The sequence below is a fragment of the Bradyrhizobium sp. NP1 genome, assembly GCF_030378205.1.
Lineage (GTDB): Bacteria > Pseudomonadota > Alphaproteobacteria > Rhizobiales > Xanthobacteraceae > Bradyrhizobium.
In genome coordinates, this window is record NZ_CP127385.1 from 2,782,980 (window position 1) to 2,808,486 (window position 25,507).

A 25,507-nucleotide genomic window follows, 5' to 3' on the forward strand; every position below is an offset into this window, starting at 1 on the left:
TCCCCGGCGCAACCCGTTACCGAGCGCTTGGCATGGATCTCGTCATTCAACTGCTGTTCACCGGTATCGGCATCGGCGCCGTCTATGCGCTGGTCGCGCTCGGCTTCGTGCTGATCTTCCGCGCCACCAATGTGGTGAATTTCGCGCAAGGCGAGTTCTCTATGGTCGCGGCCTATCTCATGGTGGTGTTCGCCGTCGACCTCGGCTGGCCCTATTGGCTGTCGTTCCTGATCGCGCTCGGCGGCATGGCGCTGCTGGGGATCATCTTCAATCTCGGCGTCTACTATCCCTTGCGCCACCGCACGTTCCTGCCGGTCATCATCGCCACCATCGGCGCCTCGATCCTGCTTTCGAATTCGGTGCTGGCAATCTACGGCCCGCAGCCGCAGGTGCTGCAGGGCTGGTTCGACACGCCGGGCATCCAGCTCGGCCCGGTCTATCTCGACAGCCAGTACCTCCTGATCATCGCGGTCACGATCGCGCTCGTGATCTTCAACTACTGGTTCTTCGAGCACACGCTGCTCGGCAAGAAGCTGCAGGCGACCTCGCAGGACAAGGAGATGGCCTCGCTGCTCGGCATTTCCGTCTCCACCATGATCATGATCACCTTCATCTACTCGGCGGTGCTGGGCGGGCTTGCCGGCATCCTGGTCGCACCGGTCCTGTTCGTGTCGATCCAGATGGGTTCGACGATCGCGCTGAAGGCGTTCGCCGCCACCATCATCGGCGGCTTTGGCGATGTCGCCGGCGCGATCATCGGCGGGCTCGCGCTCGGCGTGATCGAGACCTTTGGCGCGGCCTACATTTCCGTTCCCTACAAGGACGGTTTCGCCTTCCTGGTGCTCATCGCCTTCCTGATCTTCAGGCCGCAAGGCATCTTCGGCGAACGTGTGGCGGAGAAGGCATGACCGCGCCCAGCGAAAACCTGGCCGTGCCGGTGGTGGCGCGGGCGAAACCGATGTGGCTGCGCCACTCGCCCTATTTCATCGCCGCCGCCGTCCTGGTCGCGCTCGCCGCCACCATGCGGTTCGACGGCTATGTACTCAACATCCTGATGCAGGCGACGACCTTCTCGATCGCGGTGTTCGGGCTCTCGGTCGTGCTCGGCCTGTGCGGGCAGATCAACCTGGCGCAGGCCGCGTTCTTCGGCTTCGGCGCCTATGCGGTCGGGCTCGGCACCGCCGACCTGCATTTGAGCTTCTGGCTTTGCCTCGTCGGCGGCTGCCTGGCGACGCTGGTTGCGGGCGCCTTCCTCGGCATGTCGACGCTGCGGCTCGGCGGCCACTACCTCGCGATGGTGACGATATCGTTCCAGCAGATCGTCACCCTTGTGATGATCAATGCGATCTGGCTCAGCCACGGACCGGACGGCGTCTCCCACATCGGCCGGCCCAGCCTGTTCCAGGACTCGCAGAGCTATCTCGCCTTCTGCGTCGCAATGCTGGCGATCGTCGGCTACCTGGTCTGGCACCTGCCGGACACGCGGCTCGGCCGCGCCATGCGCGCGGTGCGCGACAACGAGCTTGCCGCGGGGGTCAACGGCATCGACGTGTTCCGCACCAAGGTCTCCGCCTTTGCACTCTGCGCGGTGCTCGGCGGGCTTGCGGGCGGGCTGTTCGCCGGCGGCTTCGCCTATGTCAGCCCCGATCAGTTCTCCTTTGCGGAATCGATCGTGTTCCTGACCATGTCGCTGCTCGGCGGCGTGGCGTCGCCAATTGGTTCCGTGATCGGCACCGCGCTTTTGATCCTGATCCCCGAATGGCTGCGCTTCCTCAAGAGCGTGCCCGGCCTTTACCTCGCGATTTACGGCCTGTCCGTGATCCTGATCATCCGCTTCATGCCCGACGGCATCTGGGGTTTTGTCTCGGCCGCCTTCGAGCGCTGGCGCAGCGCCACCAAGGCGCCGCCTGCGGCCGCGGCCTTGCAGTTGCAGCCCGCGGCTACCGGCGGGGAGATCGTGCTCGAGGTCAAGGGACTGTCGAAATATTTCGGCGGCCTCAAAGCGGTCGATCAGGTCGACTTCTCCGTCAGGCGCGGCGGGGTGCACGCGCTGATCGGGCCGAACGGTTCGGGCAAGACCACGACGCTCAACGTTCTTTCTGGTCTCTACAAGGCAACCGCGGGCCGGATCGTGCTCGACCGCACCGACATCACCGACATGCCGCCGCATCAGCGCACCGCCGCAGGGCTGGGCCGGACGTTCCAGAACATCCGCCTGTTCCGCTCGATGACCGCGCTGGAAAATGTCGAGATCGGCGCCGAGCGGCCCGGCAATCCGATGATCGGCAAGGGGATTAACAAGGGCGGCGACGATGCCCTGACCGAGCGTGCGGTGGAGGCGCTGACTTTCGTCGGGCTTGGCGGTCGCGCCAACGAACTGATCTCGAGCTTCTCCTACGGCCACCAGCGCCTGATCGAGATCGCGCGCGCGCTCGCCGGCAATCCGACGCTGCTGCTCTTGGACGAGCCGGCGGCGGGCCTGAATTCCAGCGAGAAGCGCGAGCTGCATGAGCTGTTGAAGCGCATTGCCGCGCAGGGGCTGACCATCCTGATCATCGATCACGACATGACGCTGGTGTCGGAAGCGGCCCAGCACATCACCGTGCTCAACTTCGGACGCCGCATCGCGGACGGCGAATCCATGGCGGTGCTGCGCCATCCCGACGTCGTCTCCGCCTATCTCGGAACCGAATAAATGGCGCTGCTCGAAATCCGCGACCTGGTGGTGCGTTACGGCGAGATCGAGGCGCTGCGCGGCGTCTCGCTTGCCGTCGAGGCTGGCCAAGTGGTGACGCTGCTCGGCGCCAACGGCGCTGGCAAGTCGACGACCCTGCGCGCGATCTCGGGGCTCGCGAAGCCCGCCTCGGGCGAGATCGTCTTCGACGGCCAGTCGATCGCGGGGCTGGGGCCGGAAGCGATCGTGCGCCGTGGCATCTCGCACGTGCCGGAGGGGCGGCGGGTGTTTCCGGGCCTCTCGGTCAAGGAAAACATCATGCTCGGCGCGTCGAACCGGCGTGCCTCGAAGGCGGAAATATCCCGCGAGGCGGGTGCGATGTTCGACCTGTTCCCGGATATCCGCGCCTTCTCCAATGCGCTGGGCTGGACGCTCTCGGGCGGGCAGCTGCAGATGGTCGCGGTCGCCCGCGGGCTGATGGCGAAACCGCGCCTCTTGCTGCTGGACGAGCCGTCGCTAGGGCTTGCGCCCGTCATCGTGCAGGCCGTGTTCCGCATCATCTCGGAAATCCGGCGCACCACGACGGTCTTGCTTGTCGAGCAAAATGCGCGCATGGGACTTTCGGTCGCCGATCACGGCTTCGTCCTGGAAACAGGGCGCATCGTCCTCGACGGCAAGCCAGACGCATTGTGGGGCAACGAAGCCATCCGCGCCGCCTATCTCGGCGGCCACGCCAAGGTCAGCGCTTAAGACAACGAGCCGGTCATCCATGGTCATCATCAAGGTTCAGAACCTCATCGATTTCGTGGCCGAGGTGTTCGCGCATGCGGACTCCTCGCAGGAAGAGGCGCGGCGCATCGCGACCTACCTCACGACCGCCAACCTCACGGGCCACGACAGCCATGGCGTGATCCGCGTGCCCGTCTACATGCGCTGGAAGAAGATGGGATCAGTCGTTCCCAACCAGACCGCTGAGGTCGTGGTCGACACGCCTTCGCTTGCGGTCGTCGACGGCAAGTTCGGCTACGGCCAGACGGTGGCGCCGCAGGCGGTCAAGGTCGGCATCGCCAAGTGCAAGAAGGCGGGGCTGGCGGCGGTCGCGCTGCGCAACGCCGGCCATATCGGCCGCGTCGGCGACTGGGCCGAGATGGCCGCGGCCGAGGGCCTCGTCTCGGTGCATTTCGTCAATGCCGCCGGCTCGCTGCTGGTGGCGCCGTTCGGGGGCGTCGAGAAGCGGTTGTCGACGGCGCCCTATTGTGTCGGCATTCCCCGTCAGGGCCAGGACCCGATCGTGCTCGATTTCGCCACCTCGATCGTGGCGGAAGGCAAGGTGCTGGTTGCAAGCCGCGGCGGCAAGAAGCTGCCGAAGGGCGCACTGGTCGATTCCGACGGCACCTTGAGCGAAGATCCGCATGTGCTGTACGGGCCCTACACGCCGGACGGCCCGCGTGACCACACCAAGGGCAGTGGCGCGATCCGCGCCTTCGGCGAGCACAAGGGCTCGGGGCTTGCGTTCATTTGCGAGCTGCTCGGCGGCGCGCTGACCGGAACCGGGGCGACCGCCCCGAACCGGCGCTTCGCCAACGGCATGCTGGCCTTCTATGTCGATCCAAAGGTGGTCGACACCTCGAACTTCTTCGACGGCGAGATTTCGCGCTATGTCGACTTTATCAGAGAGACCAAGCCGATCGCCGGCGTGGATGCCGTGCTGATCCCCGGCGATCCCGAGCGCAAGACGCGCGCCGAGCGCACCAAGAACGGCATCCCCTTGCCCGACGATACCTGGGCGGCGATAGTGAACACCGCGCGCGAGGTCGGCGTCAGCGAGGTCAGCATCCAGCGCGCCACCAGCTAAGCATTGTGCAGACGAGAGGAACGCGATCCATGGCAAACAACAAGGTCAAGCAAATCTGGGCGTCGGGCAAGGCGGTGGTGAATGCCTGGCTCGCGATCCCGTCCGGCTTCTCGGCCGAAATGATCGCGCAATGCGGCTTCGACAGCGTCACCGTCGACATGCAGCACGGCGTGCAGGACTATCTGTCCATGGTGCAGTGTTTCCAGGCGATGCATGCCCACCCTGTCACGCCGATGGTCCGCGTGCCCTGGAACGAGCCCGGCATCGTCGGCAAGGTGCTCGACGGCGGCGCCTATGGCGTGATCTGCCCGATGATCAACACCCCGCAGGAGGCGAAGAACCTCGTCTCCTATTCGAAATATCCGCCGCAGGGCGTGCGCTCCAACGGGCCGATCCGCGCCGGCATGTATGGCACGGCGGGTTCCTATCAGAAGACCGCGAACGAGGAGATCGTGCTGCTGCCGATGATGGAGACCAGGACGGCGGTGGAGAACATGGAAGCGATCCTCGACGTCGAGGGCATCGACGGCGTCTATATCGGTCCGTCCGATCTCGGGTTCTCTTACGGGCTGGTGCCGAAGCTCGACCGTGACGAGCCGGAGATCCTGAAGATCTACGAGAAGATCATCAAGGAGTGCGGCAAGCGCGGCCTCAATCCCGGCATCCACTGCAGCGGCGCCGAAGGCGCGGCGCGCGCGATCAACATGGGCTTCAAGCTTGTGACGCTGTCGAACGAGGTCGGACTGATGTCGATTTACGCGAAGATGCAGGTGAACCAGACCCGCAAGGAGTCTGGCGGCAAGGCATGAGCTTCCTTCTCCCTCGCCCCGCTCTTCGCGGGGAGAGGTGAAGGCAATCAAAGGAGACATCCCATGACCCCGGCACCCGTCATCCGCCTGCATCCCGACGACGGCGTGCTGATCGCGCGCGCGAGCCTGCCGCCGGGGCTTGCGGTGGCCGACGGCGTGACCACGCTCGAGCGCATTCCGGCCGGCCACAAGGTCGCGATCAAGCCGATCGCGACAGGCGAGCCGATCCGCCGCTATGGCCAGATCATCGGTTTTGCAACGCAGCCGATCGCGCCGGGCCAGCACGTGCACACGCAGAACTGCGGCATGGGCGACTTCGCCAAGGACTATGCCTATGGCGTCGACGTCAAGCCGGTGCCGAACTTCGACCTGCCTGCGACCTTCGACGGCATCCGCCGGCCTGACGGCCGCGTCGCCACCCGCAACTATATCGGCATCCTCACCTCGGTGAATTGCAGCGCCCATGTCGCGGGTCTCGTCGCCGACATGTTCAGGAAAAATCCGTTCACCGGCGACAATCCGCTGGCCGATTTTCCCAATGTCGATGGCGTGGTCGCGCTCACCCACAAGACCGGCTGCGGCATGACGCAGGATGAGCCGCTGAAGCTGCTCCGCCGCACACTCGGCGGCTATGCGCGGCATGTGAATTTTTCCGCCGTGGTGGTGCTCGGCCTCGGCTGCGAGGTCAACCAGATCGGTGGGCTGATGGAGGAGCAGAAGCTCGCCGGCCGCCTGCGCTCGATGGACATTCAGGAGAAGGGCGGTACGCGCAAGACGGTGGAGGCAGGCGTCGCCTTCGTGAAGGAGGCGCTCTCTGATGCCAACGGAGCGAAACGCGAGCCGGTGCCGGCCAGCGAACTGACGGTCGCGCTGCAATGCGGCGGCTCCGACGGCTATTCCGGCGTCTCCGCCAATCCGGCGCTGGGCGCTGCGAGCGACCTTCTGGTGCGCCATGGCGGCACCGTGATCCTGTCCGAGACGCCGGAGACCTACGGCGCCGAGCATCTCCTGACGCGCCGCGCCGTCAGCCGCGAGGTCGGCGAGAAGCTGGTGTCGCTGATGCGCTGGTGGGAGGAATACACGCAGCGCGAAGGCGCCGAGATGAACGCCAATCCGAGCCCCGGCAACAAGGCGGGCGGGCTGACCACGATCCTGGAGAAGTCGCTCGGCGCGATGGCGAAGGCAGGCAGCACCAACCTCGTCGACGTGCTGCACTATGCGGAGCCGGTCACCAAGAAGGGTTTCGTGTTCATGGACACGCCGGGCTACGACCCGGTCGCGGCGACCGGGCAGGTCGCAGGCGGCGCCAATCTCGTCTGCTTCACCACCGGCAGGGGCAGCGTGTTCGGCTGCAAGCCGGCGCCCTCGATCAAGCTCGCCACCAACACGCCGATGTACCGGCGTATGGAAGACGACATGGACGTCAATTGCGGCAGCATCCTCGACGGCGAGGAGACGGTGCAGCAATGCGGCGAGCGCATCTTCGAGCTGATCCTGAAGACCGCCTCGGGGCAGCCGACCAAGAGCGAGAGCTTCGATTTCGGCGGCGCCGAGTTCGCGCCCTGGGTGCTGGGCGCGACTATGTGACGGTCTTTCGGCCGCCCCCGGCTGCTGACTGACGGCGGCGACCGTGATGTCGCCGAGCTTGGTCCAGGTTTCGGATGCAGGTCTCGGGTCCAAGTCTCGGCTCCAAGTCTCGGCTCCAGCTCTCGCCGCCGCACGGTCCCGTGTCGCGGGGACTGACGCGGATCTTTGCCGCGCAAGGCAAATAAATCTGGCCAAGCAATGGCTTGGAGAAGAGTCCTGATAATCTGGAGCGCCCGCGCCCTCGATCTAGGCAGTTGCTGCTCGTTGTTATGGCTTGAACCGTGCCTTGCGCAGTGTTCTGCTCAAACAAGCTGCGGGGAGCCCAAGATCTGTGTCGATGCTGGTCGCCGTCCATCACGTCACGCGCTACCGATACGATCGATCCGTCGCCCTCGGCCCGCATATCGTTCGGCTTCGTCCGGCACCGCATGGGCGCACGCCGATCGACAGCTATGCGCTGAAGGTCTCGCCCGCGAACCATTTCGTGAACTGGCAGCAGGATCCGCAGGGCAACTGGCTGGCGCGCTTCGTCTTTCCCGAGCAGGCCGACGAACTGACGATCGAGGTCGGCTTCACCGCGGAGATGATCGTCGTCAATCCCTTCGATTTTTTCGTCGAACCCTATGCCGGCGCTTTTCCATTCCAGTATTCCGACGATTTGAAAGCCGAGCTTGCGCCGTTTCTTGGCATCTCGACGCCGGGTCCGCTGCTCGCGGCTCTGCTTGCGACCATCCCGCGGCGCGCGGACTCCACCGTCGACTTCCTGGTCGAACTCAACCGGCAGCTCCAGAGCAAGATACGCTACGTCACGCGGATGGAGCAGGGCGTCCAGTCGGCGGAGGAGACGCTGGCCGCCTCGGCGGGTTCGTGCCGTGACTCGGCGTGGCTGTTGATCGAGGTGCTGCGCCATCTCGGCTTCGCCGCCCGTTTCGTCTCGGGCTATCTGGTTCAGCTTCGCCCCGACGACGATGCGGATGAAACATTGCGCGGGATCAAGAACGATTTCACCGACCTGCATGCCTGGGCCGAAGTATACCTGCCGGGCGCGGGGTGGATCGGCTTCGACGTCACCTCGGGCATGCTGACCGGGGAGGGGCACATCCCGGTCGCCGCCACGCCGCATTATCGAACGGCGGCGCCGATCACTGGCAGCGCCAGCGCGCCGAGCGTCGATTTCGCCGTCGAGATGAGCGTCACGCGCATCCGCGAGGCACCGCGGATCACGACGCCGTTCTCGGACGAGGCCTGGGCGCGGCTCGACAGGCTTGGCGAGCAGGTCGATGCCGACCTTGCTGCCGCCGACGTGCGGCTGACCATGGGCGGCGAGCCGACCTTTGTCGCCCGCGATGATCCTGATGCGCCCGAATGGAACACCGCGGCGCTTGGCCCGACCAAGCGTGCCTTTGCCGACGAGGTGATCCGCCGGCTGCGGGCGCGCTTCGCACCGGGCGCGTTGCTGCATTACGGCCAGGGCAAATGGTATCCCGGCGAAAGCGAGCCGCGCTGGGCGTTCGGGGTTTACTGGCGCAAGGACGGCGTGCCGATCTGGAAGAATGCCGACCTGATCGCGGCATTCGACGGCGCGCGCAAGTCCGGGATCGAGGATGCGAAGCGGCTCATGGAGAGGGTCGCCGCCGGGCTTTCGCTCGATGTCGGCCATGTCGTGCCGGCCTTTGAGGATCCCGTCGCCTGGCTCAAGCGCGAAGCGGCGCTGCCGGTCAATGTCGATCCCACCGATTCCAGGCTTGCCGATCCCGAAGAGCGTGCCCGCATGGCGCGGGTCTTCGATGCCGGGTTTGGCACGGCGACAGGCTTCGTGCTGCCGATCCGCCGCGCCGGCGGCAACAACCCGCGCTGGCGGAGCGAGCGCTGGAAGCTGCGCCGCGGCCATCTGTTCCTGGTCGCGGGCGGCTCGCCCCTGGGATCGCGGCTGCCGCTGCCGTCGCTGCCGCATCTTGCCCCGGACCAATACCCTGAGATCATCGAGCAGGACCCGCTGGCGCCGCGCGGCGAATTGCCGGTGTTCGACCTCGTCGAAAGCGCGGAAGCGGCACAGCCAGGCGCAGAAGCGCAGCCGGAAAAATCGCCGGCGGTGCGCACGGCAATGTCGAGCGAGCTGCGCGAGGGCGTCGTCTGCGTCTTCATGCCGCCGGTCGCAACGCTCGAAGATTATCTGGCGCTGGTTGCCGTCGTCGAGACGGCCAGCGCCGCGCTGAATATTCCGGTGCATCTCGAAGGCTACGCGCCGCCCTTCGATCCGCGCGTCGAGGTGATCAAGGTGACGCCCGATCCCGGCGTGATCGAAATCAACGTCCACCCGGCGAAAAGCTGGCGCGAGGTCGTCGCCATCACGCGCGGTGTCTATGCGGATGCGGCCGAGACGCGCCTTTCCGCCAACCGCTTCCAGGTCGACGGACGCCACACCGGGACCGGCGGCGGCAATCATGTCGTGGTGGGCGGCGCCAGCGTTGAGGATTCGCCGTTCCTGCGCCGCCCCGATCTCTTGAAGAGCCTGGTGCTGTACTGGCAGCGCCATCCCTCGCTGTCCTACTTGTTCGCAGGCATGTTCGTCGGCCCGTCGAGCCAGGCGCCGCGGATCGACGAGGCGCGCCATGACAGCCTCTATGAGCTCGAGATCGCCATGGCCAAGGTGCCGCGGCCCGGCGAGGCGGTGCTGCCCTGGCTGGTCGATCGCCTGTTCCGGCACACCCTGGTCGACGTCACCGGCAACACCCATCGCGCCGAAATCTGCATAGACAAGCTCTATTCGCCCGATGGTCCGACCGGCCGGCTCGGGCTCGTCGAATTCCGCGCCTTCGAGATGCCGCCCGATGCGCGCATGGCGCTCGCCCAGCAGCTCCTGATCCGCGCGCTGGTCGCAAGGCTCTGGTGCGTGCCGCAGGAAGGCCGGCTGGTGCGCTGGGGCACCACGCTGCATGACCGCTTCATGCTGCCGCATTTCCTCTGGGAGGATTTTCTGGACGTGCTCGCCGATCTGCGGCAGAGCGGCTACGATTTTGCAGCCGAGTGGTATCTCGCCCAGCTCGAGTTCCGTTTTCCCGTGTTCGGCAGCGTTCATCGCGCCGGCGTCACGCTCGAGCTGCGCCAGGCGCTGGAGCCCTGGCATGTGCTGGGCGAGGAAGGCTCGCCCGGCGGCACGGTGCGCCATGTCGATTCCTCGGTGGAGCGGCTTCAGGTCAGGGCCGAAGGCCTGGTCGAGGGCCGCCATGTCATCGCCTGCAACGGCAGGCGGCTGCCGATGACCGCGACCGGGCGCGCAGGCGAGGCGGTTGCGGGCCTGCGGTTCAAGGCCTGGCCCTTTGCCTCGAGCCTGCATCCGACGGTTCCCGCGCACGCGCCGCTGACCTTCGACATCGTCGATAGCTGGAATGGCTGTTCGCTCGGCGGCTGCGTCTACCATGTCGGGCATCCCGGCGGGCGCAACTATGAGACGCGGCCGGTCAACGCCAACGAGGCCGAAGCGCGGCGGCTTGCCCGTTTCGAGGAGCAGGGCCACACGCCGGGCAAGGTCGATCCTCCGCGCGAGGAAAAGAGCCTCGAATTCCCGCTGACCCTCGATCTGCGGACGCCGCTTCCATAACGGTGCAGCGACAAGAGGCGCAGCAACGCAGCGCTGATCTCTCTGGCTTCGTCCTCGCGAAAGCGAGGACCCATAACCCCGAGCGGACGTCGTTGAGCGAGATCGTCGAACATCGCGTAGATAACTGTGGTCTGTGGCTATGGGTACCGGATCGCGCTCACTGACGTTCGCTTGTCCGGGACGACGCAAATTATTCTCGCCGCGCCACGCGCCCGAGCTTTGCATCATCATGTCCCCCTGAAAACAGAGGGCGCAGGGAAAGCCGGGTGCATGATCGCACCCGCAGCCTCGCGTGCAGAAAACAAAAGCACATGAGTTAGTCACCACAGGTACGCCGAAACATCCGGCCTTCCCTGCGCGATTGGTTTTAACGGTTTCCTTCGTGCTCTCCCCAGAGACCGGGCGTTCTTGCCTCTGTCAATCGCAAGATCATCTTGCAATCTTAGCATCAGCGTCGGGATGCCAGGACCACACGACTTCGCCGTCCGCGTCAGCATCACTCGTCAGTTGATGCCAAAGCGTCCATCGCATCCCGCGCCCAACGTCCGTGACGATCGCGATACGCCCCTCTTGATCGGGCGCGGAACGCGGCGATTGAAGCCACTGATTTGCCCGACAAACCAAGCGGAATATTTTTTGCTTGAGGACTGGACGACCCAAATCAGATTGAAATCGCTCGGAAATTTCGCGCGACGGCGCATGCATAATTATTGCGCGCCTTCGACGTTGCGAGGGCGGTTTTGCACCAACATTCGTGTTCAGGTGTTCCGCATGGCGATGAGGCGGCCTTGCACGAAACCTATCATATGCAGTTGAACATCTTCGCGTTTTTACGCAGCCTCGGCCCGAGCCGGACGTCGCGCAGTCTTGGTTGCCGGCGCATGGACCTGCTCAATGAGTTGTCGGTGAGATCGATCGCGCTCGTCCAGCCGCGCAACGCTCCTTGCCGGGGCACGTACCACATCCAGTTGTTCTCATCGTCGCATGTGCTGCTTGGGTAGCGGTCACCTGTACTCGTGCACCTTTGACAGAGATCAAGGGAGGCCCGCGGCCGGATGCCGAGAATAACGCATGCTATCCTAGGCGGATCAGATTACATTTCTTCGCCGTGGTCCAAAATTCGGCTAGCCGCCAACCAGACAGTCGGTGGTGCCAATGCAGCAGATTGCGGACTGGCTCGAGAGGCTTGGGCTTGGGCAATACGCGAAGCGTTTTGCCGACAATGGGATCGATGTTGGTGTCCTTCCCGAACTGAAGGACGAGGACTTCGACAGGCTCGGGGTTCTGCTCGGCCATCGCCGCAAGATGCTGCGCGCGATCGCCGAGCTCAATCAAGCTGAATCAACCGCCGAGCTTGTTCGTCACCGCGACATCGCCGAGCGACGCCACCTCACCGTCATGTTCTGTGACCTGGTGGGCTCGACTGCGCTCTCAGCGCGGCTCGATCCCGAGGACATGTGGGAGGTGATCCGCGCCTATCGGGCCGCCTGCGCGAGGGTCATTGCTGCGTATGACGGCATTATCGCCAGGTTTGTCGGTGACGGAATACTCGCCTATTTCGGCTATCCGCGCGCGCACGAGGATGATGCAGAGCGCGCAGTGCGAGCGGGTCTCGACATCATCGCCGCTATAGGGAAGCTCGAAACGCGCGAAGAACGGGTCGAGGTGCGGATCGCGATCGCGACCGGGCTTGTGGTCGTGGGCGACCTCATCAGCGAAGGCGCGTCAGAGGAGCAGGCGATGGTCGGTGATGCACCGAATGTTGCCGCCCGGCTCCAGAGCCTAGCGCAGCCGGGGGTGGTTGTCGTCGCCGCTTCGACGCGCCAGCTGCTTGGCGATCTATTCACTTTCCGCAGTCTCGGCCAGCGCGAGGTCAAGGGCATCTGCGAACCGATCGCGGTCTGGGCGGTCGAAGGTGCGGTCGCATCGGAGAGCCGCTTCGAGGCGGTGCGCGCGGCGCGCTCGATCGGCTTTGTCGGCCGCAAGGCAGAAATCGAATTCGTGCTCTCGCGCCAGCAGCTGGCGTGGCAGGGCCATGGGCAGATGGTGTTGATTTCGGGCGAGGCCGGGATCGGCAAATCGCGCCTTGTGGAAGCGCTCTGCGACAGCATCGCGTTGACGGGGCAACGCCGGGTGCGCTATCAGTGCTCGCCCTACCATACGAACAGCGCGCTCCATCCCTTCATTGCTCAGCTCGAGCGCGCCGCCGGCATCAGGCCGCAGGACGCGCCCGGGCAAAAGCTCGACAAGCTCGAGGCAATGCTTGCGCTTGGAACGCAACAGGTGGCTAAAGCGACGCCGCTCATTGCCGCGCTTCTTTCGATCCCAACCGGTGAGCGCTACCCGCCGCTGGGCCTCAGTCCGGCGCAGCAGCGGCGACAGACATTCGCCGTCCTTCTCGACCAGCTTGAGGGGCTGGCACGGCAGCAACCTCTGCTGATCATCTGCGAGGACATGCATTGGGCCGACGCCACGACGCTCGAGCTTTACGACCTCGGGGTCGATCGGATCAGAGGGCTACCGATTTTCGTGCTCATGACATTCCGGCCCGAGTTCGAACCGCCCTGGACGGGTCTTCCCAATGTCGGCCTGTTGCGGCTGGATAGGCTCGACCGGCAGGACACGCGCACTCTGGTCGAGCAGGTGGCTGTCGGCCGACAGCTGCCACGCGAGATGATGAGGCAGATCATCGACAAGACGGATGGCATTCCACTCTTCGTCGAGGAGTTGACCAAGATGGTGCTGGAGTCCGGGCTGCTCGTGGAGGAATCCGGGCGCTATCGCCTCGACAGTCCGCTCCCGCCGCTCGCTATTCCCGCGACACTGCAGGACTCGCTGATGGCGCGCCTTGACCGCCTGGCGCCGGTCAAGGAGGTGGCGCAGATCGGTGCTGCCATTGGCCGCGACTTCTCATACACGCTGCTGCGATGCGTGGCGGGGCGCGACGATCTGACCCTGAGCGCCGCGCTCGCGCAACTCGAAGACGCCGAGTTGCTGTTGCGCCGCGGGACGCCACCCGAATCGAGCTATAGCTTCAAGCATGCACTCGTTCAGGAGGCGGCTTACGAGAGCCTGCTCAAGAGTCGTCGGCAACTGCTCCACAAGCATATTGGCGAGGTCCTGCGTGACAGGTTTCCGGTCATCGCCGAGACCGAGCCGGAAGTCGTGGCGTACCACTTCACCGAGGCGGGGCTGAGCGGCGTAGCCCTGGAGTGGTGGCGCAAGTCCGGCCAGCAGGCCTTGAAACGCTCGGCATATCCCGAGGCGGTCGCGCATCTCGGCAAGGCGGTTGCCATCGCCGATGAGCTGCCTGCTGGGCCGGGCCGGACCATAGACCGGCTTCAACTCCAAATCTCATATGGCCGCGCGCTGCGGGGCAGCCTTGGGCACAGCGCTCCCGAAACGGTGGCTGCATGGACACGCGCTCGAGAGTTCGCAGCTCTCAATGATCCCGTGGAACTGGCGCCGATCCATTCAGGCCTCTTCAATGCCAGCCTGACTCAGGGCGAGATCACGCCGATGCGGGAGTTGACAGAGTCGATCATGAGTGCCGCGAGCCGGCGACCGGAATCGCCGGTGGCCGCAATCGTCGCACACTGGAGCAGCGGAGTGACCTGCTGGTTCGGGGGCGATTACTTGAGCGCGAGAGCGCATCTTGAACAAGCACTCGCGATCTATGGAGCCGAGCCTGATCCCGCGACTTTCAAGGCGGCAGCGCTGGACCTGCCGTTCGTGATCAAGAGATTTCTTGCCCTGGTGCTTTGGCCACTTGGGAGCATTGAGAGATCGCGCCGGCTCGCCCGAGAGGCGGTGGGTGCCCCGGAGGAAAAGCGTGCGCTTTCTCAGGTCAATGCGCTCGTTCACAGCGCTGTTTTCGACGGCCTGCGCGGAGACATGTTGCGACAGACGGAGACGATGCTTGCGCTCGCCCGCGAGCACGCGATGCCGTTATATGTGGCCGCCGGCACCTATCTGAATGGCCTGGCAAAATGGCGTACCGGCGATCGAACGGCTGGGCTCGCGGACATGCGCCGAGGCTGGACCTCGCTGCACGAAAACGACTGCTACCTTTGTGAACCGTTCTGGGGCATGCAGATTGCCCTGGCGGATGCGGAGGTAGGGCAAGTCGAGACGGGGCTGGAAATCTTGAGAGAGCTGATCACCTGTACGGAACAATCCGGCCAGCATTGGCTCGACGCCGAGCTGCATCGTGCGCAGGGTGAGCTCTCTTTGCGTTGTGCCCGTCCGAACGTTTGTTGTGCCGAAGATGCCTTCAACAAAGCCCTGGAAATCGCCCGACGCCAACAGACGAAGACTTTCGAACTGCGCGGCGCACTTGGACTTGCGCACCTCTACAATACGAATGGCAGAGCAGGGGCGGCATCCGAGGTGCTCGCTCCGGTCCTCGTCGGTTTCGGTACGGCGCAAGATCTCCCCGAAATCGAAGAAGCAGGAAAGCTGCTCAAGCGCGTAAGCACTGGCCCGCGCGCGCGCCTCTGATGGTGCCGGACCGTTTTGCGGCAACATTCGCGGTCAGGGTTTTGGCACGGCGACGGCGGCCAGTGACAGCGCTGCGCGCGCATCTTCGCGGTAACTGTTCCAGAACTCGACCGGTACGTCCTCGCTTCGCCACGCCCGCCTTGCGGCAAAGGTCGTTTGATCCGAAAGGCGCGCTTGCTGGGACTCGTAAATGCGGCGCCCCGCTTCCTCGATGATAAGCTCGTTGAGCTGTTCGCTCGCGAAAACCTCGCCCGTTCCGTTCGCAGCATACAGGCATTTCCACGATGAGCCCTGCAACAGTCCGAGCAGGGCCAATTGCTTCGGCTCGTCCTTGGCTTCCGCCAAAAATCCCCAATGGCGATCGTGATCAAATTCAGCCGGCTTGTTCATGGCGCCTCACTGAGACTTCACCTCGTGTCCGGTCTCACGGTCTTTCGCCACCCGGTCGAGCGCCGGCGTGCGTGCCGGCGCCTGGCCGAGCCGCGCTGCCAGCAGCCTGGCGGCCTCGGCATTGCCGAGCTCGTTCCAATGATTGTCGCAGGACAGAAAGAATCGCTCGTAGTCTCGAGGCATCGACTCGGCCATGTCGATCACATCGACGTTCGGCCGCACATTTTGCAGGAAGCGCAGCTGGCGGTACCAATACTGGTCCGCATAATGCTCGCCCGCCTGGATGCGACGCAGGTCCGCTCGATTCGGGATCACCAGGATGATGACGGGGCGTTGGCCGGCCCGATCGACGATCCGCTCGAGGAAATACAGGACCGCCTTTTGCTCGTCCGCGGTCCCATCGAAGTAGCCGCTGTATTTCGACTCCTGCGCATTCCCTGTGAGAAGATATGTGATCGTTCGCAGCGTATTGGCGGTGAAGGTGTAATCGAGAAGGAGGCGCTTGAACCAGCCGGGCCTGTCGAAATGCTCATCGGGGACCGCCCCGTCCGGGTAGAAGACGCCGTACCGTCCTCCATCTTCCTTCTTGTAATACGGCCGGTACCAGGTCGGATGCAAAGTCTTCCAGACCGCAAAATTGTTGTCGGTGAAGTCGTTGGCGGGGAGAAAGAACAGGACCACGCCGTCATGCTGATAGCTGTTCGCGAGCTTCTCGTAGATCAGGTCGTACTGTACCGGGCCGAAATAACCGTCGGACCCGAAATTGTAGATGTCGATACCGGTCAACGTCTCGAGCCGGGCCTGGGCGGTGTTCTCGAAATCGATGCCAAACCCCTCTGCGAAGGAGTCGCCGAGCAGCACGTAACGCGGCGATGGACCGGGCTTCTCCCTGCTGAACGCGCCGTCCCGCGCCCCGATCTCATTCGCCTGATAGCGCACGTCGAAACAGGCCGAGCGGTGCCGGTCGGTGGAATTCGGCCGGTGCCATGAGCCCCACGGATCTTTCTGGGTCCGCCATTCCTGACCGTCATAGCGGTGCCGGTAGACGCCCGGCATATCGTTGAACAGCAGCAGGTTGGCTTGCGTCGCGACGAACGAGAACAGCTCGAGACTGAACAGCGAGACGAGGATCGCAAGAAGGACGTTTGCCATCCGATATACCTCCCGCGCCGCGGGAAATCCGCGGCTTGCCTCGCGTCGGCAGGTCTGCGGCCCGCAGCCGTCGTCAGTCGGGCTCAAATCCGGCGCGATAGTCGAGCTTCAAGGCCTGGTTCTGTTCCGATTTGTGCAGGATGCAATTGCCGACCACCAGGAGGTGGAGCTCGTTACCCATGAAACAGCGGAATGCGTCCTCCGGCGTACAGACGATCGGTTCGCCCCGCACATTGAAACTCGTGTTGACCAGCACCGGGCAGCCGGTGAGCTGCTTGAACCGTCCGACAAGGCGGTGATAGAGCGGATGCGTCTCCGCATGAACGGTCTGCACGCGCGCCGAATAGTCCACATGCGTGACGGCCGGAATCTCGGAGCGGACGACGTTCAGCTTGTCGATCCCGAACAGCCCCTGCTCATCGTCCGTCATGCTCCGGCGCCTGTGCTTCCGCACGTCGGCGACAAGCAGCATGTAAGGGCTTTCCGATTCGAGCTCGAACCAGTCGCCGACATCCTCTGCCAGCACCGAGGGGGCGAAGGGACGGAAACTCTCCCGATACTTTATCTGCAGATTGAGATCCCTCTGTACGTCCGGCGAGCGTGGGTCGGCCAGGATGGAGCGCGCGCCGAGAGCGCGCGGGCCGAATTCCATGCGCCCCTGGAACCAGCCGACCGACCTCTGGCCGGCGAGCGCCTGCGCCGTCGTCTCGATCATTTCATCGCTCGACGACACGGAGAATTTCGCTCCGGCCGACGTCAGTCTCGTCTCGATCTCGCGCTGCTCGAAGCTCGGCCCAAGATAGGAACCCGCCATGGCATCTCCATCGCGGACAGAACGGTGGCCGCCCCGAAACAGGTGAACGGCAGCAAGCGCGGCGCCCAGCGCGCCGCCGGCATCACCCGCCGCCGGCTGAATCCAGATGCTGTCAAAATGTCCGTCGCGAAGGATCTTCCCGTTGCTGACGCAGTTGAGGGCGACGCCGCCTGCCATGCAGAGATTGCGCGAGCCCGTCTGTTTCGAAAGGCTGCGGGTCATCCGAAGCACGGCCTCGTCGAGCACGGCCTGGATCGACGCAGCCATGTCCATATGAAACTGGGTCAGCAGTTGCTCGGGCCGCCGCGCCGGGGCCCCGAACAGCGCGGCGAAGCGGTCCGCCGTCATCGTCAGGCCGGTGCAGTAGTCGAAGTACGACATGTCGAGACGGAATGATCCGTCCGGTTTCAAATCGATCAGGTTGTCGAGGATGAGCTTCGCGTATTTCGGCTCCCCGTAGGGGGCAAGCCCCATGACCTTGTATTCGCCGGAATTCACCTTGAACCCGGTGTAGTAGGTCACCGCGGAGTAGAGCAGCCCAAGCGAATGCGGAAAATGAATCTCCTGAAAGATCTCAAGGTTGTTGCCGTCACCCAAGGCAGCCGAGGTGGTTGCCCATTCGCCGACCCCGTCCATCGTCAGCACCACGGCGCTTTGGTAGGGTGACGGATAGAATGCGGAAGCCGCGTGGCTGAGGTGATGCTCGCAGAAGAGCAACTGCGTGCTCGCGTCGAACTTCGCGGAAAACTTCCTGAGCTCGCGCCGCAGCAGGCTTTTCTGGAACAGCTTCTCCCGGAGCCAGAGCGGAACGGCCATGTTGAACGAGCGGAAGCCGCGCGGAGCGAAAGCGATATATGTTTCCAGCAGCCGTTCGAATTTGATGAACGGCTTGTCGTAGAAGACGACGTGATCAAGCTCCTCCAGCCTGACATTCCCTTCCTTCAGGCAGTAGTCGATCGCTTGAAGCGGGAACGAGGGATCGTGCTTCTTGCGGGTGAAGCGCTCCTCCTGCGCAGCCGCGACGATCCGGCCGTCCTCGACCAGTGCCGCCGCGCTATCGTGGTAGAACGCCGAGATGCCGAGGACACGCATGGAGAACGGCTCAGAAAATCGTGTAGATGAAGGGCGCCACCGCCGAGCCCTTGGCAACGATCGCCAGGCCTCCGAACACGACCATCATGGAAATGATCGGCAACATCCAAAATTTCTTGCGTACGCGCATGAAACGCCAGAACTCCAAAGCGAATTCCATGAACCGTCTCCTCAGAATTGATCCTGCATCGTCTCCGGCAAAGGTCCCGGGGGCCGCCGGACGATCCAATAGCTGTCCGCATCCGGCTGTGGCTTGAGGCGCAGCAGGTCCTTGCCGAGCGCGCGCGCGACAAGGCCCGTCGGCAGCACCGCGCCATAGAACAGCAGACCCATGATGAGGGGGCTGACGACGCTATGCAGCAGCAGCCCGAATTTGAACCATAACCGATTGAACGGGGCGAGGGCCGCTGGATAGAACAGCGCCAGAGCACCGAAGACCAATGCAACGCCGGTCATCCAGGGCCAGGCCCGCCCGCCGTGCCACGCATTGAAGCCGGCCAGGATCGAAAAGGCCGCCAGCATGACAAGTCCGAATGAACGATTGGAACCTGGCGTCACCGGTTCGGGAGCGGCGTGGCGTTCATGATGTGCATGCTTCATCGACAATTGCCCCACGCGCCAATAAATCAATAAAAATGACGCGGCACGCCAAGCCCAGTATTCCTTCAACGCTATCTCGCTGGGGTGCTGTCGCGAACGTCAATTAAGGAGCATCGGGGGTACTCCTTACGTTGCACAGACCCCATTCGAAGGAGTAATCGGCTCGGGCTGGCGAAGGCGCAAGGGTGCGAAGACGACATCGGAAACGACGTGGTGTCGATTTGCCGCTTCTCGAAGACGCCTGTTAGACCAGCGAATGCAAAGCCTTGACCGCGGCCTCGCGGCTCTCCACAGCAACGAATAAATTTACCGAATGCGGCGACAAGACATATTTGTCGACGATTATCCCGTGTTGCTGCAGAATCTGAACCGCCTTGAACGGCAAGTCTGAAGAAACGCCGCCGAAGCAAGTTAGGCTCACCGAACTCAAGGTCTCACGCTGCTTGCGTAAGTCTTTGCTGCCTTCCAGCGTGCGCAGCAGAGTGTCGAGCGACTCCGCATCGCAAGTCATCATCAAGCGGGTTTTTCCGGCGGTGAAAGCCGAGGCAAGGAGTTGCGGCCAAGACAGGCCGTTTTGTTTGAGATGCTGCGCGAACTTTTCAAAGCCCTGATTGAGATCCGCCGAATCGATCTCCACATGCTCGATGCGAGCCATCGAGTTGACGGCCAGGATTTTTCCGTTTTCCATCCCCGCAACCTCTGTCATCACCTGCGTGCTGTGTTCACGGCCGCCCCATTTTTTTATGACCAAGGGCACATTTTGGCTTTGCGCCAGCTCCACGCTGCGAAAATGCAAAACCTTGGCGCCCCAAAAACACATTTCGGACAACGATGCAAAGTCCAGCTGACGCAAGGGTTTTGCATTCGCGACGATGCGCGGATCGGCCGAGCAAACGCCGTCGACCTCCTTGATAATCTCACAGCACTCGGCTTTTAGCGCCGCGGCCATGGCGACCGCAGTGGTGTCGCTGCCGCCCCGGCCCAGCGTGGTGATTTCTTTGGTAACCGGGTTCACGCCCTGAAAGCCCGCCAAGACCACGACGCGTCCGCGCTCGAGTTCCTCGCGTACGCGAACGGGCCGCACATCCAAAATGCGCGCGGACGAATGGGAGTCGTCGGTCATCACTCCGGCCTGACTGCCGGTAAAACTGATGGCCGGCACGCCGAGATCGGCCAGCGCCATGCTCATCAGAGACATGCTGATGCGCTCGCCGGTCGTGAGCAACATGTCGAGTTCGCGGCGATTGGGGTGCGGACTTACCTGATAGGCCATCCTAACCAGTTCGTCCGTGGTCTTGCCCATCGCTGAAACGATCGCCACGACACGATGGCCACGGCTGTGCAAATCGGCGAGGCTGCTCGCGACCGCGCGGATTTTTGCCGGCGTCTCAAGACAGGCGCCGCCGTATTTTTGCACGATGACGGGATCGTTGCGCATTCTGACAACGGCCTACATGCTAGTGGAGCGGATTTGACGTTCGCTGCTCCTCACCGCGTTTCCTTGATACGAACGTCAAATCCAAAGCTCCACCAGAAACGATAATCTGCTGGTGGTCCTTTGATTCCAACATTCGCAAAAAGAGCCTGCGGCGACGGGATGCGAATGCTAGAATCGGACCACTGGTGTGGTGGCTCTTTGTCGTCTTGCGTTAGATGGTTCTGACCTTCGACGATCTTGCGGTTCTTGGGCGTTTGGCCACACTGTGATCGTCCCGCGCAGCCGACCGGTTGCGCTTCTTCATATTCGACCCTGCGTGTTGAACTTTCGTCCCGCGGTGGTGAGCGGCATATTCCTTGCCGTCGATCGGTGCCACATGCGGCGGATCTCGATCGGAATAGGGTCGGCCGATTCCAAATTCCGTCCCATGTGCATCGATCCATTTCCAGAGCTTGTCACTGGAATTCCATCGTTCGTCCCGGGTTTCCCCTTTGACACTCACGACATCGGCCGCAAGCCCGTGGCCATAGCCACCTCGCAAGCTCCCGCCATGGTACGACCTGTTAGTCGCCGCCCTCAGGCCGCTTGCGAGCGATTGACGATAGTCATCGCGGAACGCGCTGGTTATGCCAGGTGATAGCCCGGCCTGCTCCGCCGCGCGAAGCGTACGGAAGAGCTTCAGCTTGAAGCTCCGATCCATGCCTCCGATCACATAGTCCATCATCGGCATGCCGGCTTTTTCCGCGGCCTTCGGATCCTTCCACGTGAAATCCTCATCGACGAGCTTGGTAAAGCTTCTGGTGACAGTCACCATTTTGCCCTTCCTCTTGACCGTCACCTTCCTCTGCTCGGACTCCTTGATGCTGTCCTCCTTGGGCGTCCGTTGGTAGAGCGCCCACAGGTATCGGTCGATGCAGATGTCCACCGCCAGGCACTCGTCGAGAATTTCGACGGAGCTCACGGCCCTGGGGTCGTTGGGCGCCGGATCAGCAGCGGGTGCTGTCGCCACCTGCACGGGCGGCGTTTCGGGCTGCTGCTGCGTCTGCGACGAATCGGTCAACGCCGCGTTGACGATGGATTTCTGCTCGTCGGACGCCGCCGTCGCATCGGTGACAGTCCTCGTCGCCAATTCGGCAGCGGTCGCCACATCGGCGTTACCGACGGCGGCATTGCCCGTTGCGGTTGCCTGCGGCGCGTCTGCGGGCTCGGCGTTGGCGGCGAGAGATGGTACGCGGCGGTCCAAGACCGGCGCTGCGGTGTTCTCGATGCCGGCCGAACCGAAGCCGGCGAGCCAGGCGACAACCCAGGCCGCGCAAACGACCGTCGGGCACAGCACCGCCGCTACTGTCGTAAACCGCCGCGGGTTCATGATCGCAGCCTCCAAAGGCGAGCCAGATTGCAGGGCCAAGCATGCGACGACGCTGATCTTTTCGGGTTAATGTGCGCGCGCAATGGCGGAAACTACGGATCATCAATTTCTTCGAAGGAGTGTTGCCAAAATGCAACGTTTCTCTGCGATGGCGCGTGCTGCTCCGTTCGGTGATTTCCGGTCAACCCGACAGCCGACATGTGGACGAACGATGGTTGGTCCGACCAGGCGTTCGCGCTCGCACCCTCAGCGCTGCGAAAGTCCGATGCTGACGACGTCATCCCGCCTCTGGCGTTGCTCTCGCAACCAGCCGTTCGACCGTTGAGCACAGGCCTGCGTCCCAGCTCAAACGAAGCGCGTCCAGCGGAAAAAAGTCCACTGGATCAACCAGCCCTTAATCAAGCTCGATTAAATTTCCGATTGGGCATTCGGGGCGTGTGAGCTGGCTTATTGAGCCAGCGCAAGCACAGGCGCGCAAAAATGGCCTTTGACCCGGAAGAACTAGTGAACCTGACCAATCACGGCACCATGAGATTGCGCTCAGCGGTGGCGAGAGCAATGACCTTATCCGTCGACGAGCGCAAGAGGGCGACCATTGTCCGAAAGGGCAAGCCGGCGACCTTGAAATACGAGCGGATCAAGGATCTTGCAGCAGAGTGGGCGAAGCAGCCCGTGGCCTCTGAATGAGTGCCGCGCGCGTCTGACACGGTCCAGGGTTTCCCTTTCAGCCGTGTGGAATCGCGCACGCCGATAAACAGTGCAACAGCCTCCAGCTCGTGGCCAATCGAGCTTTTTGCAGTCGAGACCTTAAATGAGGTGGTTCGATGCGTGCTGAACCGTCCGATAACAACTACGATCCTGCGATTTGGGCAATCGCGGTGGCTCTCAGCGGGGCTCTCCTTTATCTCGTTCTGTTCGGCTAAAACGTTTCAGGACGTTGTGTGGGCTCGCGTTGACAGTCGCATCACTCGGTTGTCTGCTCCCACGCCGACCTTGTCAGGCCAGATTGGCCTTGGCAGTTCGAGTTTGCCGTTAGCGTTTCCCATTTGCTTCTCTGTATTGAGGTCGCAATGCGAACGGCTGAGGATTTCAACAGCTACTATGCAACGCCTGATCCCTGGCACATTTCGCGCGCGAGATTCAGGGACAGGGTGTTGCGCCGATGCCTTAACCGCTTCGTTCGCGGCAAATTGGTCCTGGAGCTTGGCTGCGGCGAAGGTCACCTGACCGAAGCGGTTTTCTACAAGGCGCGATCCGTGGTTGGCGTCGACATCAGTGATGTCGCGATTGGTCGCGCCAGATCGCTAAATCTGCCTAATGCCAGATTTGAGAATGCTGATCTTTTGCAAATTTCCTTCAACGGCTACGACGTGATAGCCGCGATCGAATGCATCCAGTATTTGTCTCACCAGGAACAGGGTGCGTTTTTAGAGAAGGTTGCCAGAGAACACGCTGGCAAGATCCTTTTGCTTTCGGGTCCGATTGTCGACTACCAGAGACACTTCAGTCACAGGCGATTGATGCTCGAGTTCAAGACTCTCGGTTTCGCTCTCGTCACGTCTCGTAACCTGTCCGTCCTTTGGTACACGCGTTCATTGAGAATCGTCGCCGAAATCATCAAGTTGCCACTCGGTTACGTTCTGCTTGATTGGCTACCTGAGTGGATGATCTACCAAAGACTATACGTACTTCGAGCCCCCAAACGTGACGGTTGAGGGGGCTCATCCAGCAAGATCATTGAGCGGGGCATATCGGTCGCTGCTGCTGCCCAGAGTGTTGGAGAGCCCGGCGATCAACACGACGCATCCCATCTGCGCCCCGATGCTTCCCTGGCCGCTCTCGGGGCTGGGCGGTCGGTGATCGATTGATGAGTCGAGGCCCTAGCTCGCGATGCGTTCGGCTTCGCCGGCGCGCAGGCCCTGGAAGAATTTTTCGACCTCGTGCGACAGCGTTTCCGCGGTCGAGGTCAGTTCGCTGGAGGCCGACAGCACGGAGGCGGCGGCGCTGTTGGTCTCGCCGATCGAGTCGCGCAGCGAAGTGATGTTGGCGACCAGCGTGCTGTTGCCCTGCGCCGCCGATTGCGCGTTCGCGGAAATTTCGCGCGTCGCCGTATCCTGCTGTCCCACTGCGCTTGCAATGATCGACGTCACGTCGTTGATCTCGCCGACCGCCTTGCCGATCTCCCGCACCGCATCGACCGCGTTGCGGGTCGACGTCTGGATCAGGCCGACGTTCTGGCCGATCTCGGCGGTAGCCTTGGCAGTCTGCTCGGCGAGCGCCTTTACCTCGTGCGCCACCACGGCGAAGCCGCGGCCGGCGTCGCCGGCACGCGCGGCCTCGATCGTCGCGTTGAGCGCAAGCAGGTTGGTCTGCTCGGCGATGGCCTGGATCAGGCCGAGGACGCCGTCGATCCGCTGGGTCGCCGCTGCGAGACCCTCGATCTCGTTGATCGACTTTTCAGTGCGCTGCCCGGTCTGCTCGACGGCGGCCGCGGATTGATTGACCTGCCGGCCGATCTCCTGCACGGAAGCGGAGAGCTCCTCGGCCGCACCGGCCACCGCCGCGACGTTGCTCGCGGCCTGCTCGGTGGCGCCGGCTGCCGCAACCGCGCGTCCGTTGGCGTCGGAGGCGACGCGGGTGATGGTTTCCGCCGTTTGCCGCATCATCGACGCGTTGTTCTTCACCGCGCGCAGCATCGCGCCGATTGCGGCGCGGAATTCCTCGACCGACGCCTCGATCCGGCGGGTCCGCTCGCTGCGCGCCGTCGATTCCTCGGAAACCTGCTGGTTGAGCTTGCGATTGCGCTCCATCGCCTCCTGGAAGATCCGGATCGCCCGCGCCAGCGCGCCGATCTCGTCCGGCCGCTCGACATGAGGAACTTCGACCGCCTCGGCGCCGGCGGCGACCTGCCTGATCGTCGAGGTGATCGCCGAAAGGGGGCGCGCAATGGAGCGGTAGATGATGAAGACGCCGACGCCCACCAGCACCAGCGCCAGCGCGCCGAGCGCGGTGAGGACGTAGGCAAGCTGGCGATTGGACTCGGTCTGCTCGGCAATGCGCTTGCCGCGCTCGGCATAGACCTTGGAAAGGGCCTCGAGATCCTTGTTCAAGGCCGAACGAACCGTGCGGTTCGCATCATTGTCGCCCCATTCCCGACCGGCGGCCGGGCTGATCTCGTTGGCGCGGCGGACCAGCTCCTTGCGAAATTCGACGAACTGCTCGATGCGCTTCTTGAAGTTGTTGAACTGCTCGGCGTCGTCGGCGCGGACGATATCCTGCCACTTGCGCACCACGCCCAGGATCTGGTCGTTGAACCTGAGCAGGCCCTCGCCGTATTTCTTCACGACCGCGGGATCGCTCGACATGTAGACGCCGCGGGATTCCATCACCACCGCATAGACGAGCGAATTGACGCGCTCGACATTGAGCGCCGCCTGGTCGGAAATCTCGATGGATTGGGTCAGCTCCGTGGCGCGGCGCGTGTTGTAGTCGGACAGGACCGTGATCGCCGCCGTCAACAGCGCAAACAGCGCGAAGATCGAATAGAGGCGGCCGGCGAGTGACAGCCTCGCGGCGAACGAGCGAGGGGCCTCGGAAGCGGTCGAAGGGGGCGTCTGCGAGGTCAT

The 25,507-nt window shown here is 63.2% G+C and carries 19 protein-coding genes; 11 read left to right on the top strand and 8 right to left on the bottom strand.

Annotated elements, in window-relative coordinates:
* The first annotated feature begins 32 nt into the window (after positions 1 to 32).
* From QOU61_RS13200 to QOU61_RS13240, 9 genes are all read left to right on the top strand, one after another.
* On the top strand, positions 33 to 908 hold the full coding sequence (locus QOU61_RS13200) for a branched-chain amino acid ABC transporter permease (RefSeq protein WP_289659021.1): 876 nt from the start codon (positions 33 to 35) through the stop codon (positions 906 to 908).
* Positions 905 to 2,695, top strand: a complete 1,791-nt coding sequence (locus QOU61_RS13205; RefSeq protein ID WP_289659023.1) for a branched-chain amino acid ABC transporter ATP-binding protein/permease — start codon at positions 905 to 907, stop codon at positions 2,693 to 2,695. Before QOU61_RS13200 ends, QOU61_RS13205 begins: the two co-directional genes overlap by 4 nt.
* Complete coding sequence (locus QOU61_RS13210; protein ID WP_289659025.1) at positions 2,696 to 3,424, top strand: ABC transporter ATP-binding protein; 729 nt, start codon at positions 2,696 to 2,698, stop codon at positions 3,422 to 3,424.
* Between the two features lie 19 nt (positions 3,425 to 3,443).
* Positions 3,444 to 4,529, top strand: coding sequence for a malate/lactate/ureidoglycolate dehydrogenase (locus QOU61_RS13215; protein WP_289659027.1), 1,086 nt, complete (start codon positions 3,444 to 3,446; stop codon positions 4,527 to 4,529).
* A gap of 29 nt (positions 4,530 to 4,558) precedes the next feature.
* On the top strand, positions 4,559 to 5,338 hold the full coding sequence (locus QOU61_RS13220; protein WP_289659028.1) for an HpcH/HpaI aldolase family protein: 780 nt from the start codon (positions 4,559 to 4,561) through the stop codon (positions 5,336 to 5,338).
* Between the two features lie 63 nt (positions 5,339 to 5,401).
* Positions 5,402 to 6,925: a UxaA family hydrolase gene (locus QOU61_RS13225; RefSeq protein ID WP_289659029.1), complete on the top strand. Its 1,524-nt coding sequence runs from the start codon at positions 5,402 to 5,404 to the stop codon at positions 6,923 to 6,925.
* A 331-nt stretch (positions 6,926 to 7,256) separates the two neighbouring features.
* A complete protein-coding gene (locus QOU61_RS13230; RefSeq protein WP_289659032.1) occupies positions 7,257 to 10,526 on the top strand; it encodes a transglutaminase family protein in 3,270 nt (1,089 codons plus the stop codon).
* A gap of 788 nt (positions 10,527 to 11,314) precedes the next feature.
* On the top strand, positions 11,315 to 11,527 hold the full coding sequence (locus tag QOU61_RS13235; RefSeq protein WP_289659034.1) for a hypothetical protein: 213 nt from the start codon (positions 11,315 to 11,317) through the stop codon (positions 11,525 to 11,527).
* A gap of 154 nt (positions 11,528 to 11,681) precedes the next feature.
* Positions 11,682 to 15,026, top strand: a complete 3,345-nt coding sequence (locus QOU61_RS13240) for an adenylate/guanylate cyclase domain-containing protein (RefSeq protein WP_289659036.1) — start codon at positions 11,682 to 11,684, stop codon at positions 15,024 to 15,026.
* A gap of 33 nt (positions 15,027 to 15,059) precedes the next feature.
* On the opposite strand, the gene QOU61_RS13245 is transcribed toward QOU61_RS13240, so the two are convergent.
* The 7 genes from QOU61_RS13245 to QOU61_RS13275 form a co-directional block, all read right to left on the bottom strand.
* On the bottom strand, positions 15,060 to 15,416 hold the full coding sequence (locus QOU61_RS13245; protein ID WP_289659037.1) for a hypothetical protein: 357 nt from the start codon (positions 15,414 to 15,416) through the stop codon (positions 15,060 to 15,062).
* A gap of 6 nt (positions 15,417 to 15,422) precedes the next feature.
* A complete protein-coding gene (locus tag QOU61_RS13250; RefSeq protein ID WP_289659040.1) occupies positions 15,423 to 16,568 on the bottom strand; it encodes an SGNH/GDSL hydrolase family protein in 1,146 nt (381 codons plus the stop codon).
* A 73-nt stretch (positions 16,569 to 16,641) separates the two neighbouring features.
* On the bottom strand, positions 16,642 to 18,474 hold the full coding sequence (locus QOU61_RS13255; RefSeq protein WP_289659041.1) for a carbamoyltransferase family protein: 1,833 nt from the start codon (positions 18,472 to 18,474) through the stop codon (positions 16,642 to 16,644).
* 10 nt (positions 18,475 to 18,484) lie between these two features.
* On the bottom strand, positions 18,485 to 18,634 hold the full coding sequence (locus QOU61_RS13260; RefSeq protein ID WP_289659043.1) for a DUF5989 family protein: 150 nt from the start codon (positions 18,632 to 18,634) through the stop codon (positions 18,485 to 18,487).
* 11 nt (positions 18,635 to 18,645) lie between these two features.
* Complete coding sequence (locus QOU61_RS13265; protein WP_289659045.1) at positions 18,646 to 19,143, bottom strand: hypothetical protein; 498 nt, start codon at positions 19,141 to 19,143, stop codon at positions 18,646 to 18,648.
* Positions 19,144 to 19,318: 175 nt separating this feature from the next.
* Positions 19,319 to 20,512, bottom strand: a complete 1,194-nt coding sequence (locus QOU61_RS13270; protein WP_289659047.1) for an aspartate kinase — start codon at positions 20,510 to 20,512, stop codon at positions 19,319 to 19,321.
* 211 nt (positions 20,513 to 20,723) lie between these two features.
* The gene (locus tag QOU61_RS13275) at positions 20,724 to 21,881 is read right to left on the bottom strand and encodes a M15 family metallopeptidase domain-containing protein (RefSeq protein WP_289659049.1); all 1,158 of its coding nucleotides are present in this window, start codon (positions 21,879 to 21,881) and stop codon (positions 20,724 to 20,726) included.
* A gap of 450 nt (positions 21,882 to 22,331) precedes the next feature.
* Between QOU61_RS13275 and QOU61_RS13280 the strand changes: the two genes are divergently transcribed.
* Both QOU61_RS13280 and QOU61_RS13285 read left to right on the top strand, forming a co-directional pair.
* Entirely contained in the window at positions 22,332 to 22,568 is a 237-nt protein-coding gene (locus tag QOU61_RS13280) for a hypothetical protein (protein WP_289659051.1), read from the top strand.
* Positions 22,569 to 22,951: 383 nt separating this feature from the next.
* The gene (locus QOU61_RS13285; protein WP_289659053.1) at positions 22,952 to 23,596 is read left to right on the top strand and encodes a class I SAM-dependent methyltransferase; all 645 of its coding nucleotides are present in this window, start codon (positions 22,952 to 22,954) and stop codon (positions 23,594 to 23,596) included.
* Between the two features lie 165 nt (positions 23,597 to 23,761).
* Here the strand turns inward: QOU61_RS13285 and QOU61_RS13290 are convergent, their stop codons facing one another.
* Positions 23,762 to 25,507 carry a methyl-accepting chemotaxis protein gene (locus tag QOU61_RS13290; protein ID WP_289659055.1) on the bottom strand — a complete coding sequence of 582 codons (1,746 nt, stop codon included), beginning with the start codon at positions 25,505 to 25,507 and terminating at the stop codon, positions 23,762 to 23,764.

Coding starts and splice junctions, on each gene's coding strand:
- QOU61_RS13255 (WP_289659041.1), bottom strand. CDS start 18,474: ATGCGTGTCCTCGGCATCTCGGCGTTCTACCACGATAGCGCGGCGGCA.
- QOU61_RS13275 (WP_289659049.1), bottom strand. CDS start 21,881: ATGAACCCGCGGCGGTTTACGACAGTAGCGGCGGTGCTGTGCCCGACG.
- QOU61_RS13240 (WP_289659036.1), top strand. CDS start 11,682: ATGCAGCAGATTGCGGACTGGCTCGAGAGGCTTGGGCTTGGGCAATAC.
- QOU61_RS13250 (WP_289659040.1), bottom strand. CDS start 16,568: ATGGCAAACGTCCTTCTTGCGATCCTCGTCTCGCTGTTCAGTCTCGAG.
- QOU61_RS13270 (WP_289659047.1), bottom strand. CDS start 20,512: ATGCGCAACGATCCCGTCATCGTGCAAAAATACGGCGGCGCCTGTCTT.
- QOU61_RS13220 (WP_289659028.1), top strand. CDS start 4,559: ATGGCAAACAACAAGGTCAAGCAAATCTGGGCGTCGGGCAAGGCGGTG.
- QOU61_RS13215 (WP_289659027.1), top strand. CDS start 3,444: ATGGTCATCATCAAGGTTCAGAACCTCATCGATTTCGTGGCCGAGGTG.
- QOU61_RS13200 (WP_289659021.1), top strand. CDS start 33: ATGGATCTCGTCATTCAACTGCTGTTCACCGGTATCGGCATCGGCGCC.
- QOU61_RS13210 (WP_289659025.1), top strand. CDS start 2,696: ATGGCGCTGCTCGAAATCCGCGACCTGGTGGTGCGTTACGGCGAGATC.
- QOU61_RS13260 (WP_289659043.1), bottom strand. CDS start 18,634: ATGGAATTCGCTTTGGAGTTCTGGCGTTTCATGCGCGTACGCAAGAAA.
- QOU61_RS13225 (WP_289659029.1), top strand. CDS start 5,402: ATGACCCCGGCACCCGTCATCCGCCTGCATCCCGACGACGGCGTGCTG.
- QOU61_RS13285 (WP_289659053.1), top strand. CDS start 22,952: ATGCGAACGGCTGAGGATTTCAACAGCTACTATGCAACGCCTGATCCC.
- QOU61_RS13245 (WP_289659037.1), bottom strand. CDS start 15,416: ATGAACAAGCCGGCTGAATTTGATCACGATCGCCATTGGGGATTTTTG.
- QOU61_RS13205 (WP_289659023.1), top strand. CDS start 905: ATGACCGCGCCCAGCGAAAACCTGGCCGTGCCGGTGGTGGCGCGGGCG.
- QOU61_RS13290 (WP_289659055.1), bottom strand. CDS start 25,507: ATGACCTCGCAGACGCCCCCTTCGACCGCTTCCGAGGCCCCTCGCTCG.